The following is a 13,615-nucleotide window of genomic DNA, read 5'->3' as shown; positions in this document are numbered from 1 at the left end:
GGTGAGCGGGGAGGCGCGGGAAGGAGTCCGGGCGGGCGCGGCGGCGCCCGTGAGGGAGCAAGCGTGGCGGCGCCCGTGAGAGAGCTGAGGTGAGCGCGGCGGCGCGGGCGGGGTCGCGCCGCACGTGTCCACGGCCCGCGGCGGGAGCGGCCGGCGCGCGCCGCGGGGCCACAGGACCGCTCGCCCGGGCGGGTTCCGGTCCTGCGGGTCCCGGCCCCTCGCCCTCAGACGCCGCCGGTGTGGACCTGGAAGGCCGCCCGCCGCACGGCCTTCGCGAGCGCGGGGTCGGGGTGGGCCGCGGCGAGGGCGACCAGGACCTGGACGGTTCTGGGGTGGCCGATGGCGCGGACCTCCTGGATGAGGGTGGGCACGTTGCCCTGCACGGCCGAATCGAGGTGGCGTACGAGCAGCTCGCTGTCGCCGTGGTCCGCCACGGCGGCGGCCGTGTCGACCCAGAGCCAGGTGGACTCCTCGCGGGTGAGAATCCCCTGGGCGTCCTCGGGGTCCGCGCCCTCGTACTCGGCGAGCCAGATCAGGGCGTAGGGCCGCAGCTGGGGTTCGTCGACGACGGCGCGGACAGCGGGCTCCGCCGGGGCGCCGACGACGCGCAGCGCCTCGAAGGCGAGGCCGCGGAGCAGGGCGTCCTCGCCCCGCGAGACGGTGACGAGTTCGCTGACGGCGCTGGAGACGGTACGGGCGGCGAGCCAGGCGCGGTACTCGGCGCGGGCGGGGCCCGGGGTGAGCTGGGCGCAGCCTCGGAGCATGTCCTGCGCGGACTGCTCGATGTTCCCGGCGGGGCTCTGCGCGGCGACGCAGATCTGCTCCAGCTTGACCCAGACGGCCCAGTTGCCGAGGGGGGTGAGGGTGGCCTGGCCCTCGCCGAGGGTGAGCGCGCCCACGGACGCGAGCCCTTCAAGCGCCCAGCGCAGCAGCGGCACGAGAGCGGCCGCGGTGGGAACGGCGGTGGCGGCGGCCGTCTCGGGGTCCGGGGTTGCCGCGGGAGCGGCCGACTCGGCGGCGGGCGTCGCGCGGTCGTACGGGATCTCGCAGCGTTCCTCGTGGAGTTCCGCCACCCGCTGCGCCAGCAGGTCGAGCAGCGCGGGCACGGTGACGGGCCCGGCGGAGAGCTGGAGGAGGGAGAGCACCTGGGGGACGGATTCGACGACCTCCGCGACGACACCGGGGTCGACGTCGTCGGGCGCGGGATGGATCAGCGACCACGCGTCGAAGAGGGCGACCCAGCCGCGCAGGACGGCGCTCTCGTCGCGGTCCCAGGCGTGCAGCCGCCAGCCGGGGCGTACGACCCCGTCGTGGAGTTCCACGAGGCCGGAGAGCTTGGCGCGGTCCCACGCGGTGCGCGCCTGGGCCGGTGTCAGATCCAGAGCGGCGACGGCGCGTTCCAGGGCCTTCGGGCCGAGGGAGCCGGGTCCTGGGTCCCGGTCGGCGGCGGCCCAGCGGGCGATCCCCACCGCGTCGGAGAGGACGGCCCTCGCCTGGCGGGCCAGCTCCGAGCGGGGCGGTGTGCCCGCGGGCGGCCGGGGTGCCTGGCGATTGCGTCCGCTGGTCACGGCCCGTCGTGCGGAGGCCAGCGGCTGCGACGGGACGAGTCGGAGTCTGGGGTTGCGCGCCAATTGCTCATCAGGCTTTCGGGACGTCACGGATGGCAGTCTCCCCGCTGATCGCCCGAAAGCCCAAACGGAACGTGTCGCGTCGCACGGCGGGCGGCGCCACCGGGGCGGCTCGCGACGCTCTGTCCGTCGCGTGCCGCTGTCCGGCCGGGGCGGTGGCGCTCGCCGGAGCGGTCGGCGTAGACGCAGGTCGTCGAGGTTTTTCCGGGTTCCGCGCACACGTTTCTCCCGGTTCCGGGAACGCGACTCCGGGCTCCGCGCAGACGGCTCCGCGGGTTCCGCGAACACGCTTCTGCGGGTTCCGCGGGTACGGCGTCGCCCCACGCCACGGCGCGTCGCCTCGCGCCACCCCGTGTCGCCGGGAGTCGTCCGGCATCGCCTCACGCCACCCCTCGTCGTCGTCCCGCGCGATCCCGCGTCGCCCCACGTCGCCCGGTTCCCTTCACATCAGCGGCGTGATGAAGCGGCGCAGGGCCTCCTCGTAGTCCTCGGGGTCGGCGTTCCACATGGCTCCGTGGGGCGCGTCCGGGACGGTGTGGAGGCTGATGAGGTCGGGCCGGCGGCCCGCCATGTCGCGGGAGACGGCCCAGGGCGCGAGGCTGTCGCCCGGGCCGTGCAGGACGAGAGTCGGGATCTTGAGGCGGTGGGGGAAGGCCGCGGCGGCGGTCCGGTCCTCGTCGAGGCCGGTCCTGCCCCGGGCGGCGCGCACGGCGAGCGGCACGAGGGGCGCCGGGGTGCGGGCCGCGGCGAGGGCCCTGAGGGTGGCCTGCCAGTCCAGCACGGGCGAGTCGAGGACCAGTCCGCTGACGCGCGTCCTGCGCTCCGAGTCGACGGCGCAGCGCAGCGCCATGGTCGCGCCGGTGGACCAGCCGTAGAGGATCACGCGCCGGGCGCCGCCGCGCAGGGCGAAGCCGATGGCCTCGTCCAGGTCGCGCCACTCGCTGTCGCCGAGGTGGCCGAGCCCTTCGCGGGGCCGGGGGGCGCCCTCGTCACCCCGGTAGGACACGGCGAGGACGGGGAAGCGCCGCTCCGTGAGGAACGGCATGACGTTCATCGCCTGGGCGCGACTCGTGCCGAGACCGTGCACGCAGATGACCCAGGTGTCGCGGGCGCCGGGCACGAACCAGGCGGGCGACTCGCCCAGTTCGCCCGGGACGAGCACCTCGTGGAAGTCGAGCCCGAGGGCCTTCTCCGGGTCGCCCGCGTACACCTCGGGGGTCAGCCAGAGGCGGGTGCCCGGCGTCAGCCTGCCCTCGCTGACGCGCAGGAGCCGCCGTACGACGGTGTCCGCGCTGCGCTCCGCGCCCTCGACCACCGGGCCGACGGCGGCGTGCACGCCGGGCCCCTTCAGGCCGTAGGTGCCGGGGCGCAGCGAGGCGAGGCTGCGGGTGAGGGTGATCCGCCCGGCCGCCGTGGCGTGCACGGTGACCTTGGGGTCGCTGGGCAGGGGTCTTCTGGGCGGGGCCTTGAGTGCGGCGTCGCTCGCGTAGCGGCCGGCCGCCACCGCGGCGGCCGCGCCGATGGTGATCACTGTGGTGACGGCAGCAGCCGTCGCTGTAGCGGGGCGCACTCCCCAAGTGTCCGCAGCCCGGGCCGCCCGCGCCAGTGGGCGCCTGCGGCGGTGGGGGGTTCAGCCCTGTGCGCCGCCGCGGCCGGGCGCGCCGCCGTCGGCCGACGGAGCGGTCTGGCCGTATCCGGCGAGCTTCTCGCCGACCCGGCGGATCTCGTCCCGGGACAGCAGCGAGGGGGTGAGCCCCGGCACGGCCGCGGCGGTGAGCCACAGCCGGCACATCCACTCCAGCTGCGCCGTGCGGTCGTAGGCCTGGTCGAGCGAGGCGCCGTAGGTGACCGCTCCGTGGTTCTGGAGGAGGCAGCCGGTTCTGTCCCGCAGGGCTTCGAGCATCCGTTCGGCGAGGGCGTCGGTGCCGTACGTCTCGTACGGTGCGACGCGGACGGGTCCGCCGAGCACGGCGGTCATGTAGTGCACGAGGGGCAGTTCGTCCACGAGCGTGGAGACGGCGGTGGCGTGCACGGCGTGCGTGTGGACGACGGCGCGCGCGCCGGTGGTGCGGTAGACGGCGAGGTGCATGGGCAGCTCGCTGGTGGGGGTGAGGGCGCCGAGGACCCGCGTTCCGTCGAGGCGTACGGCGACGGTGTCCGCGGGGCCGAGCCGGTCGTAGGGCACTCCGCTCGGGGTGACGAGCACGAGGTCGTCCACGCGGACGGACACGTTGCCCGAGGTGCCGACGACGAGGCCTTCCGCGGCGGTCCTGCGTGCGGTGGCGACGAGGTCGAGCCACGCCCCCGCGAGCGCGTCTCCGTGCCGGTCCGCCATCTCTGTCATCTCAGTCATGGGGGGATCGTGCCAGCGCGCTCCCGGACGGCGGGATGCGCGTGTCCCCGTACGGCCGGGCTCCTACGCCCCGTCAGGGTGCGTTCGCACGGCTCCACCGGGGCCGCGGCTTCGAAGTCCGGCCGAACCGCGGGGGTCCGGTGGCGGCTTCGGCCGGGCGACGCGCCAGGAGAGACACCGCGAATACCGACTCAGTTCACCTTGCGTTCATTCACGCTCCCTACGTTCATCTCGGCCACACACCCCGTCGAACGATTGCCTGGGTACATGGAGCATGTGACGCTGCTGCTCGCGGTCGTGATCGCGACAGCCCTCGCGTTCGATTTCACGAACGGCTTCCACGACACCGCCAACGCGATGGCCACCACCATCTCGACCGGTGCGCTCAACCCCAAGATCGCGGTGGCGATGTCCGCCGCGCTGAACCTCGTCGGCGCGTTCCTCTCCGTCGAGGTCGCCAAGACGATCTCCGGCGGGATCGTCAACGAGAGCGGCATCAGAACCCAGGTCATCTTCGCCGCCCTGGTCGGTGCCATCCTCTGGAATCTGGTCACCTGGCTGCTCGGGCTCCCGTCGAGTTCGTCGCACGCCCTGTTCGGCGGTCTGATCGGCGCGGCCGTGATGTCCGCGGGCGCCTCCGCGGTCAACGGCGACGTCGTGATCACCAAGGTCCTGCTGCCCGCCGTCGCGGCCCCCGTGGTGGCCGGGATCGCGGCGCTGGTCGCCGCCCGCCTGACCTTCCGCATCGGCCGGCACGCCGACGACGGGGCCACCGCGAAGGGCTACCGCGTGGGGCAGATCGCCTCGGCCGCGCTCGTCTCCCTCGCCCACGGCACCAACGACGCGCAGAAGACGATGGGCGTGATCACCCTCGCGCTCGTCACCGGCGGAGTCATCGCGCCCGGCTCCAATCCGCCGGTCTGGGTCATCGTCTGCTCGGGACTGGCCATCGCGCTGGGCACGTACATCGGCGGCTGGCGCATCATCCGCACCCTGGGCACCGGCCTCACCGACCTGCGCCCGCAGCAGGGCTTCGCGGCGCAGACCAGTGCCGCGATCTCGATACTCGCCTCCTCGCACCTCGGCTTCTCGCTCTCCACCACGCAGGTCTGCTCGGGCGCCGTGATGGGCGCGGGCCTCGGCCGCAGGGGCGGGGTGGTGCGCTGGTCGACCGCGACGCGCATGGCGGTCGCCTGGTGCCTGACGCTGCCGGCGGCGGCGCCGGTGGGGGCGGGGGCGGAGTTCCTCACGGGGCAGGGGACCTGGGGCATCGTGCTGGTGGCGGCCGTGCTGGTGGCGGCCTCCGTGGCGATCTGGCTGGCGGCCCGCCGCCGCCCGGTCACGGCCGAGAGCGTGACGGCGAGCAGTGCCACGACGAGCGGCGCGACGGCGCGGCCCGCTCCCGCCGGGCAGGCGGCGCACCAGGGAGCGCGGGCGCAGGACGCGGACACCGGCGCGGACCTGGGCGCGACCATCCCGGCGCCTCCGGTCGCTCCCACACCCCCGCAGTCGGCCGCGGCGTGAGCGGCCGGACTCCCCGGCCCGGCGCCGGGGCCGAACCCTCCGCCCCGCCCCAACTCCGCACCCGCGCCCGCACGCACACCCACGCCACTCACACCGACACCCACATCCGCATCCGCATTTACAGGAACGAGGGCATCGCGCGATGAACATCGACTGGGCGTCCGTGGGCACCGTCTTCGGTGTCAGCCTGCTGGTCACCGTCGGGCTCGTCGGCCTGTTCGCGCTGGGCACCGTGGGCCTGGCCAAGCACGGTTCCGCGGTCGTCACCTCCGCCGCGTACGCCTGCTTCGCGCTGTGCGCGGCGGCCGTCGCCTACGGGATCTTCCTGATCGTCGGCTGAGCCCACTCCCCCGCGGGCCGTTCGTCCGCACCGTCCGCCATCCCCCGGTGCGCGCTTCGCGCCGGGGGCGATGTGGCTCTTCGCACACTGCCCCACCGCAGGTCAAGGGCGAGTTGACGGGCGTAGTGGGGCGTGGTGGACTGCCGAGGCCATTACCGCGGTAGCAGCAGAGGAAGCCGGTGCGAATCCGGCGCGGTCCCGCCACTGTCACCGGCGAGCGCCCACCCGGCGCGCCGGGAGCCAGGAACTCTCGCCGCCGTGTTTCACGTCGAGCCGGGGCGCGGACCCTGGGTGAGGACACCGCTGCCCCATGCCTGCCCGCGGCAGAGCCGTCAAGGAAGCCTTCGGATTCGGCGCCGCCGCCGGGCTCGGCCTGCTCGCGGACGCCGTCTTCGGCGATCCGCGGCGCGGCCATCCGGTCGCCGCCTTCGGGCGCGCAGCGGGCGCCGTGGAGCGGCTGCTGTGGCGCGACGACCGCGGGCGCGGGGCCGTCCACACCGCCGTCTGCGTCGGCGCCGCAGCCGGGGCCGCGGCGCTGGCGGCCCGTACGGTACGGGGCCGCGCCCGCGCCTCCCTCGCGCTGACCGCGGCGGCGACCTGGGCCGTCGTCGGCGGCACCTCACTCGCCCGGGAGGCGTCCCTCATCGGGTCGGCACTCGCCGCCGGCGACGTGGAGGCCGCGCGGGAACGGCTGCCGCATCTGTGCGGACGCGACCCGGAGGCCCTGGACGAGGCGCAACTGGCGCGCGCCGTGGTCGAGTCGGTCGCCGAGAACACCTCCGACGCGGTCGTCGGCGCCCTCGTGTGGGGCGCGCTGGCCGGGGTGCCGGGCCTCGTGGGCTTCCGCGCCGTCAACACGCTGGACGCGATGGTGGGCCACCGTTCGCCCAGATACCTGCGGTTCGGCTGGGCGTCGGCCCGGCTCGACGATGTCGCCGGCGCCCCGGGCGCCCGGCTCACGGCGGCGCTCGCGGTCCTCGCGGGCCCCCCGCCGCGCCGTGCCCTCGGGGTCGTACGCCGGGACGCGCGCCGCCATCCGAGCCCCAACGCGGGCCCGGTGGAGGCGTCGTTCGCGGGCGCGCTCGGCGTACGCCTCGGCGGGACGCTGGCGTACGGCGGGCGGGTGGAGCACCGCCCGGTACTCGGCGAGGGCCAACGGCCGGTGGAGGTCGCGGACATCGAGCGGGCCGTGCGGCTGTCGCGGCGGGTGACCTGGCTCGCGCTCGCGGCGTGTGTGGCGGGGCGGTGCGGATGGGGAGCCATACGGGGAGCGCGGCGGGATTCCGTCCGCGCGTGCACGACGGGATCGGGGCGGGCAGCATGACTCGGCGGACGGTACGGCTCGGCGGAGGGGTACGGCGGTGACGGGCGCGGCGGCGAAGGGCTCGCGCGGCGGAGCGCCTGGCGGCGGTCTGCTGGTCGCCGGTACGACGTCGGACGCGGGCAAGAGCGTGGTCACGGCGGGCATCCTGCGGTGGCTCGCGCGGCAGGGCATGAAGGTGGCGCCGTTCAAGGGCCAGAACATGTCACTGAACTCGTTCGTGACGCGCGGCGGCGCGGAGATCGGCCGCGCGCAGGCGATGCAGGCGCGGGCCGCGGGGATCGAGCCGACCGCTCTGATGAACCCGGTGCTGCTGAAGCCCGGTGGCGATTCCCGCAGCCAAGTGGTGCTGATGGGGCGGCCGGTGGGTGAGCTGAGCGCACGCGGGTACCACGGGGGGCGCCAGGAGGCGCTGCTCTCCACGGTGCTGGAGTGCCTTGCGGAGCTGCGCGCCACGTACGACGCGGTGATCTGCGAGGGGGCGGGCAGTCCCGCCGAGATCAATCTGCGCCGTACGGACATCGTGAACATGGGGATCGCACGGGCCGCGCGGCTTCCCGTGGTGGTGGTCGGGGACATCGACCGCGGCGGGGTGTTCGCGTCGTTCTTCGGTACGACGGCGCTGCTGAGCCGCGAGGACCAGGCCCTGGTCGCGGGCTATCTGGTGAACAAGTTCCGGGGCGACGTGTCGCTGCTGGCACCGGGCCTCGACATGCTGGAGGGGCTGACGGGGCGGCCGACGTACGGGGTGCTGCCGTGGCGTGAGGGCCTCGGCATCGACGAGGAGGACGGGGGGCTCGGCGTCCGCGCGCCGGGTGCCGTGCGCCCGCCGGTCGGTGACGAGGTGCTGCGCGTCGCGGTGTGCGCTCTTCCGCTGATGTCGAACTTCACGGACGTCGACGCGCTGGCCGCGGAACCGGGCGTGCGGGTGCGGTTCGTGGACCGCGCGGACGAGGCCGCCGACGCGGACCTGCTGGTCGTGCCGGGGACGCGCGGCACGGTCCGCGCGCTGGCCTGGCTGCGGGAGCGCGGCTTCGCCGGCGAGCTGGCCGGGCGGGCCGCTGCGGGCCGCCCGGTGCTCGGCATCTGCGGGGGCTACCAGCTGCTGGGCGAGTGGATCGAGGACGACGTGGAGTCGCGGGCGGGGATCGTCCCCGGGCTCGGCCTGCTGCCGGTGCGGGTGCGGTTCGCGGCGGACAAGACGCTGGCGCGCCCGGCGGGGACCGCGCTCGGCGAGCGGGTCGAGGGGTACGAGATCCACCACGGCGTGGCGTCGGTCGACGGCGGTTCGCCCTTCGTCACGTACAGCCCGGCGGACGGCGCCGGGCGCGATCCCGACGGCTGCGTCGTCGGCGCGGTCCGCGGCACGCACTGGCACGGGCTGCTGGAGAACGACGTGTTCCGCCGGGCGTATCTGACCGAGGTGGCGCGCGAGGCGGGTCGCCGCTTCGTGGTGGCCCCCGACACCGGCTTCGACGCGCTGCGGGAGGCACAGCTGGAGCGGCTCGCGGACCTGGTGGAGGAGCACGCGGACACGGCGGCGCTGCTGTGCCTGATCGAGAAGGGCGCGCCCCCGGGGCTGCCGTTCGTAGAGCCGGGGGCGCCCTGACGCGCGCCGGGCCGGCGCCCGCGCGCCTGAACGGCCGGCCACAAGTCCACGTCTTGAACGGCTCACGTAGTAAAGGAGATTCATGACCACCCCCTATCCCTTCACCGCCGTCGTCGGCATGGACGACCTCCGGCTCGCCCTGCTGCTCAACGCCGTCAGCCCCGCCGTCGGCGGGGTGCTGGTGCGCGGCGAGAAGGGGACCGCGAAGTCCACCGCCGTACGGGCGCTCTCGGCGCTGCTGCCGGAGCTGAGCGTCGTCGCCGGGTGCCGGTTCTCCTGCGACCCGGCCGCGCCCGACCCGCAGTGCCCCGACGGCCCGCACGGCAACGAGCCCGCGGTGCACCGGCACGCGCGCATGGTGGAGCTGCCCGTCGGCGCCTCCGAGGACCGGCTCGTCGGCGCGCTCGACATCGAGCGGGCCCTCGCCGAGGGCGTGAAGGCCTTCGAGCCCGGCCTGCTCGCGGACGCGCACCGGGGGGTGCTCTACGTCGACGAGGTCAACCTCCTCCACGACCACCTGGTGGACCTGCTGCTCGACGCCGCCGCGATGGGCGCCTCGTACGTCGAGCGGGAGGGCGTCTCGGTGCGGCACGCCGCGCGGTTCCTCCTCGTCGGCACGATGAACCCGGAGGAGGGCGAGCTGCGCCCGCAGCTCCTCGACCGGTTCGGGCTGACCGTCGAGGTCGCCGCCTCCAGGGAGCCGGACCTGCGGGTCGAGGTCGTGCGCCGCAGGCTCGCGTACGACGACGACCCCGAGGGGTTCGCGGAGCGGTGGGCGGACGACGAGCACGGGCTGCGGGAGCGGATCGTCGCGGCCCGCGCGCTGCTCCCCGACGTCGTGCTCGGCGACGGCGTGCTGCGGCAGATAGCCGCCACCTGCGCGGCGTTCGAGGTCGACGGCATGCGCGCGGACATCGTCATGGCCCGTACGGCCACCGCGCTCGCCGCGTGGGCGGGGCGCGCCGAGGTCACCTCCGACGACGTACGGCAGGCCGCGCTGCTCGCGCTGCCGCACCGGCGGCGCCGCAACCCGTTCGACGCGCCGGGCCTGGACGAGGAGAAACTCGACAGCACGCTGGACGAGTTCAGCGACGACCCGCCCGAGCCCGACCCGGACGGCACGGACCCGGACGGCACGGACCCCGACGGCGGCGACGGCCCTCCCGGCGGTCCGGGTCCCGGCGGACCCGGCGGCGCGCCGGCACCCGAGGAGCCGGGCGCGGGCCAGGACCCCGCGGGCGGCGAGGACGCGGGGCCGCCCGAGTCGCGGGAGTCCGGGGAGAACGGTGTGCCCCGGCAGGGCGGTGCCCCGGCCGAGCGGCCCGCCACCGGCGCGGGCGAGCCCTTCCGCGCCCGGGTCCTCACCGTGCCGGGCCTTGGCGAGGGGGCGGCGGGCCGCAGGTCGAGGGCGCGTACGGAACACGGCAGGACCACCGGGTCCCGCCGCCCCGAGGGCGCGCTGACGAAGCTGGCCCTGGCCGCGACCGTGCGGGCGGCGCCCCCGCACCAGCGGGCCAGGGGCCGCTCGGGGCGCGGGCTGATCGTCCGCCGCGACGACCTGCGGCAGGCGACCCGCGAGGGCCGGGAGGGCAACCTCGTGCTGTTCGTCGTGGACGCGTCGGGATCGATGGCGGCACGGCAGCGCATGGGCGCGGTGAAGGGTGCCGTCCTCTCGCTGCTGCTCGACGCCTACCAGCGCCGCGACAAGGTCGGCCTGATCACCTTCCGCGGCCGGGACGCGGCGCTCGCGCTGCCGCCCACGTCGTCCGTCGACGCTGCGGCGGCCCGCCTCCAGTCGCTGCCGACCGGTGGCCGCACCCCGCTGGCGGCCGGGCTGCTGAAGGCGCACGAGGTGCTGCGCGTCGAGAAGCTGCGGGACCCGGCACGGCGCGCGCTCCTCGTCGTCGTCACGGACGGCCGGGCCACCGCGGCGGGCGGCGGCGACGCCGTCGCACACGCCGCGCGCGCCGCCGCCCTGCACGCGGCCGGCGGCGTCGCGTCGGTCGTCGTGGACTGCGAGTCGGGGCCCGTACGGCTCGGCCTCGCCGGGTCGCTGGCGGCCTCGCTCGGCGGCACCGCGGTGACGCTGGAGGAGCTGCGCGCCGACTCGATCGCGGGCCTCGTCAAGGACGTACGGGACGAACAGCACGCGCGCACCGCACGGCACACCACCACCAACGAGCTGCGAAGGGTCGCCTGATGCCCCAGGGAAAGCCGGAGACCGTCCCCGACGACGGTCTCACCACGCGCCAGCGCCGCAACCGGGCGCTGGTCTTCGTCCACACGGGCCCGGGGAAGGGCAAGTCGACCGCGGCGTTCGGTCTCGCCCTGCGCGCCTGGACGCAGGGGTGGCCGATCGGGGTGTTCCAGTTCGTGAAGTCCGCGAAGTGGAAGGTCGGCGAGGAGAAGGCGCTCACCACGCTCGGCGCGAGCGGTGAGGGCGGCACCGTCGCCTGGCACAAGATGGGCGCGGGCTGGTCGTGGGTCCAGCGCGACAGCCAGCTGTCCAACGAGGAGGCGGCGCGCGAGGGCTGGGAGCAGGTCAAGCGCGACCTGGCCGCCGAGACGCACCGGCTCTACGTGCTCGACGAGTTCGCCTACCCGCTGCACTGGGGGTGGGTGGACACCGCCGAGGTGATCGAGGTCCTGCGGGACCGCCCCGGCACCCAGCACGTGGTGATCACGGGCCGCAACGCGCCGCAGGAGCTGATGGACTTCGCCGACCTCGTGACGGAGATGACGAAGGTGAAGCACCCGATGGACGCGGGTCAGAAGGGCCAGCGAGGCATCGAATGGTGACGTCCCGCGCCACAGAGGCAACCGGCCGCGACGGCGCGTCTGTCGTCCAGAGCGCTGCCGTCGTCCGGAGCGGCGGCGCGCCTGTCGTCCGGGCGCGGCGCGCGGCGGCGGTGGGGGCGCGGTGACCGCCGTCCCCCGGCTGGTCGTCGCCGCTCCCTCGTCGGGCAGCGGCAAGACGACGGTCGCCACCGGCCTGATGGCCGCCTTCTCCGAGCGCGGCCTCACCGTGTCGCCGCACAAGGTCGGCCCCGACTACATCGACGCCGGGTACCACGCGCTCGCCGTCTCCGGCTCGGGACCCGTGCGGCGGCCCGGCCGCAACCTGGACGCGTACATGTGCGGGCCCGAGCTCGTCGGGCCGCTGTTCGCGCACGGCGCCGAAGGGTGCGACCTCGCGGTCGTCGAGGGCGTGATGGGGCTGTACGACGGGGCGGCGGGCCAGGGCGAGCTGGCGTCGACTGCGCAGGTGGCGAAGCTGCTGCGCGCGCCGGTCGTGCTCGTCGTGGACGCGTCCTCGCAGTCGCGGTCCGTGGCCGCGCTGGTGCACGGCTTCGTCGGCTACGACCCGGACGTGCGGGTCGGCGGGGTCATCCTCAACAAGGTCGGCTCCGAGCGGCACGAGCAGCTGCTGCGCGACGCGCTGGAGGAGTGCGGCGTCCAGGTCATGGGGGTGCTGCGGCGGTCGGACGGGGTGGCCACGCCGTCGCGCCCCCTCGGTCTCGTACCGGTGGCGGAGCGGCACGCGGACGCGCTCGCGGCGACGCGCGCGCTCGCGGAGCACGTACGCGCCGGGTGCGACCTGGAGGCGCTGCTGGCGCTCGCGCGCTCCGCGCCGCCGCTCGACGCCCCGGCCTGGGACCCGGTGGCGGCGCTCGGCGGCGGGCCCGGCCGCGACGAACGGCGGCCGGTCGTCGCGGTCGCGGGCGGCTCGGCGTTCACGTTCTCGTACGCGGAACAGACCGAGCTGCTCGCGGCGGCCGGCGCGGACGTCGTCTCCTTCGACCCGCTGCGGGACGACGGGCTGCCGCCCCGCACGGCCGCCCTGGTGGTGGGCGGCGGCTTCCCCGAGGTGTACGCGCCGGAGCTGTCGGCCAACGAGGAGCTGCGGCGCGCGGTGGCCACGCTGGCGCATTCGGGTGCGCCGGTCGCGGCGGAGTGCGCCGGGCTGCTCTATCTGGCGCGGTCGCTCGACGGACGGCAGATGTGCGGAGTGCTGGACGCGGACGCCCGCATGACGGACCGGCTGACGCTCGGCTACCGGGAGGCGGTCGCGATCGGCGACAGTTCGATCGCGGAGGCGGGGACGCGGGCGCGCGGCCACGAGTTCCACCGCACGGCCCTCCAGCCGAGTTCCGGCACGTACCCGGCGTGGGGCATCGTGCGGCCCGAGCGGCGCATGGAGGGGTTCGTACGGCGCGGGGTGCACGCCAGCTATCTGCACACGCACTGGGCGGCCACGCCGGAGTTCGCGGCGCGCTTCGTGGAACGGGCGGCGGCCGCGGCGGAGAGGGCGTGAGGGCGGCCGGGCCCCGGGGCGCGGGCGTGCGCGGCGCGCGCGCCCGCTCAGCCCGCCACGCCCACCACCAGCCAGATGAACGCGACGCCCGCGACCGTGCACAGCAGGGTCGAGCGGGCCGGGTGCTCGTGGTGGGCCTCGGGCAGGATCTCGGCGGCGGCGAGGTAGAGCAGCGCGCCGCCGAAGAACCCGAGATAGCTCCCGAGCAGCTGCTCGGGAAGCGTGAAGAAGAGCGTGGACGCGGCGCCGACGATCGGCGCGGCGGCGTCCGCGACCAGCATGGCGAGCGCCTTGCGGCGGTCGTTCCCGTACAGGCTGGTGATCGTGTACGTGTTGAAGCCGTCGGCGAAGTCGTGGGCGATCACGGCGAGCGCGACCGCGGTGCCTATCGCGCCGCTGACCTGGAAGGCGGCGCCGAGGGCCACACCGTCCATCAGGCTGTGGCCGACCATGGCGGCGGCCGCCGTGAGACCGAACTTCGGGACGCGTGCGACGCCGGAGGGGCCGCGCGCGGGGGCCGGGGCG

11 protein-coding genes and 1 riboswitch are annotated in these 13,615 nt (G+C 75.6%); of the genes, 7 read left to right on the top strand and 4 right to left on the bottom strand.

Going from position 1 to position 13,615, the window contains the following annotated elements; translation table 11 throughout:
* Nucleotides 1–224 precede the first annotated feature (224 nt).
* From LCE31_RS26150 to LCE31_RS26140, 3 genes are all read right to left on the bottom strand, one after another.
* A complete protein-coding gene (locus LCE31_RS26150; protein ID WP_374118560.1) occupies nucleotides 225–1,658 on the bottom strand; it encodes a hypothetical protein in 1,434 nt (477 codons plus the stop codon).
* Nucleotides 1,659–2,070: 412 nt separating this feature from the next.
* The gene (locus tag LCE31_RS26145) at nucleotides 2,071–3,198 is read right to left on the bottom strand and encodes an alpha/beta hydrolase (protein WP_225018276.1); all 1,128 of its coding nucleotides are present in this window, start codon (nucleotides 3,196–3,198) and stop codon (nucleotides 2,071–2,073) included.
* 60 nt (nucleotides 3,199–3,258) lie between these two features.
* On the bottom strand, nucleotides 3,259–3,972 hold the full coding sequence (locus LCE31_RS26140) for a class II aldolase/adducin family protein (RefSeq protein ID WP_225018278.1): 714 nt from the start codon (nucleotides 3,970–3,972) through the stop codon (nucleotides 3,259–3,261).
* A 276-nt stretch (nucleotides 3,973–4,248) separates the two neighbouring features.
* On the opposite strand from LCE31_RS26140, the gene LCE31_RS26135 reads away from it, so the two are divergent.
* The 7 genes from LCE31_RS26135 (at nucleotide 4,249) to LCE31_RS26105 (ending at nucleotide 13,090) form a co-directional block, all read left to right on the top strand.
* Complete coding sequence (locus tag LCE31_RS26135) at nucleotides 4,249–5,505, top strand: inorganic phosphate transporter (RefSeq protein WP_225018274.1); 1,257 nt, start codon at nucleotides 4,249–4,251, stop codon at nucleotides 5,503–5,505.
* A gap of 142 nt (nucleotides 5,506–5,647) precedes the next feature.
* Complete coding sequence (locus LCE31_RS26130) at nucleotides 5,648–5,845, top strand: hypothetical protein (protein WP_225018272.1); 198 nt, start codon at nucleotides 5,648–5,650, stop codon at nucleotides 5,843–5,845.
* Between the two features lie 141 nt (nucleotides 5,846–5,986).
* Nucleotides 5,987–6,117, top strand: a riboswitch (cobalamin riboswitch).
* A 38-nt stretch (nucleotides 6,118–6,155) separates the two neighbouring features.
* A complete protein-coding gene (locus LCE31_RS26125) occupies nucleotides 6,156–7,169 on the top strand; it encodes a cobalamin biosynthesis protein (RefSeq protein ID WP_225018269.1) in 1,014 nt (337 codons plus the stop codon).
* 37 nt (nucleotides 7,170–7,206) lie between these two features.
* Nucleotides 7,207–8,775: a cobyric acid synthase gene (locus LCE31_RS26120; RefSeq protein ID WP_225018267.1), complete on the top strand. Its 1,569-nt coding sequence runs from the start codon at nucleotides 7,207–7,209 to the stop codon at nucleotides 8,773–8,775.
* Between the two features lie 82 nt (nucleotides 8,776–8,857).
* Entirely contained in the window at nucleotides 8,858–10,975 is a 2,118-nt protein-coding gene (locus tag LCE31_RS26115; protein ID WP_225018265.1) for a putative cobaltochelatase, read from the top strand.
* Nucleotides 10,975–11,574: a cob(I)yrinic acid a,c-diamide adenosyltransferase gene (gene cobO, locus LCE31_RS26110; protein ID WP_225018263.1), complete on the top strand. Its 600-nt coding sequence runs from the start codon at nucleotides 10,975–10,977 to the stop codon at nucleotides 11,572–11,574. Before LCE31_RS26115 ends, cobO begins: the two co-directional genes overlap by 1 nt.
* Nucleotides 11,575–11,695: 121 nt before the next feature.
* Nucleotides 11,696–13,090: a cobyrinate a,c-diamide synthase gene (locus LCE31_RS26105; protein WP_225018261.1), complete on the top strand. Its 1,395-nt coding sequence runs from the start codon at nucleotides 11,696–11,698 to the stop codon at nucleotides 13,088–13,090.
* A 47-nt stretch (nucleotides 13,091–13,137) separates the two neighbouring features.
* Here the strand turns inward: LCE31_RS26105 and LCE31_RS26100 are convergent.
* Nucleotides 13,138–13,615, bottom strand: a 478-nt coding sequence (locus LCE31_RS26100) for a ZIP family metal transporter (protein ID WP_225018259.1), incomplete at its 5' end; no start/stop codon positions are given.

The organism is Streptomyces sp. 8L, from assembly GCF_020176795.1.
Taxonomy (GTDB): domain Bacteria; phylum Actinomycetota; class Actinomycetes; order Streptomycetales; family Streptomycetaceae; genus Streptomyces.
The sequence above is the reverse complement of the archived record's forward strand: the minus strand, read 5'-3'. Positions and strand labels throughout refer to the sequence as shown.

What these genes read in the sequence shown, in the direction of transcription:
- LCE31_RS26130 (WP_225018272.1), top strand. Translation starts at nt 5,648, where the DNA reads ATGAACATCGACTGGGCGTCCGTGGGCACCGTCTTCGGTGTCAGCCTG.
- cobO (WP_225018263.1), top strand. Translation starts at nt 10,975, where the DNA reads ATGCCCCAGGGAAAGCCGGAGACCGTCCCCGACGACGGTCTCACCACG.
- LCE31_RS26125 (WP_225018269.1), top strand. Translation starts at nt 6,156, where the DNA reads ATGCCTGCCCGCGGCAGAGCCGTCAAGGAAGCCTTCGGATTCGGCGCC.
- LCE31_RS26140 (WP_225018278.1), bottom strand. Translation starts at nt 3,972, where the DNA reads ATGACAGAGATGGCGGACCGGCACGGAGACGCGCTCGCGGGGGCGTGG.
- LCE31_RS26115 (WP_225018265.1), top strand. Translation starts at nt 8,858, where the DNA reads ATGACCACCCCCTATCCCTTCACCGCCGTCGTCGGCATGGACGACCTC.
- LCE31_RS26135 (WP_225018274.1), top strand. Translation starts at nt 4,249, where the DNA reads ATGGAGCATGTGACGCTGCTGCTCGCGGTCGTGATCGCGACAGCCCTC.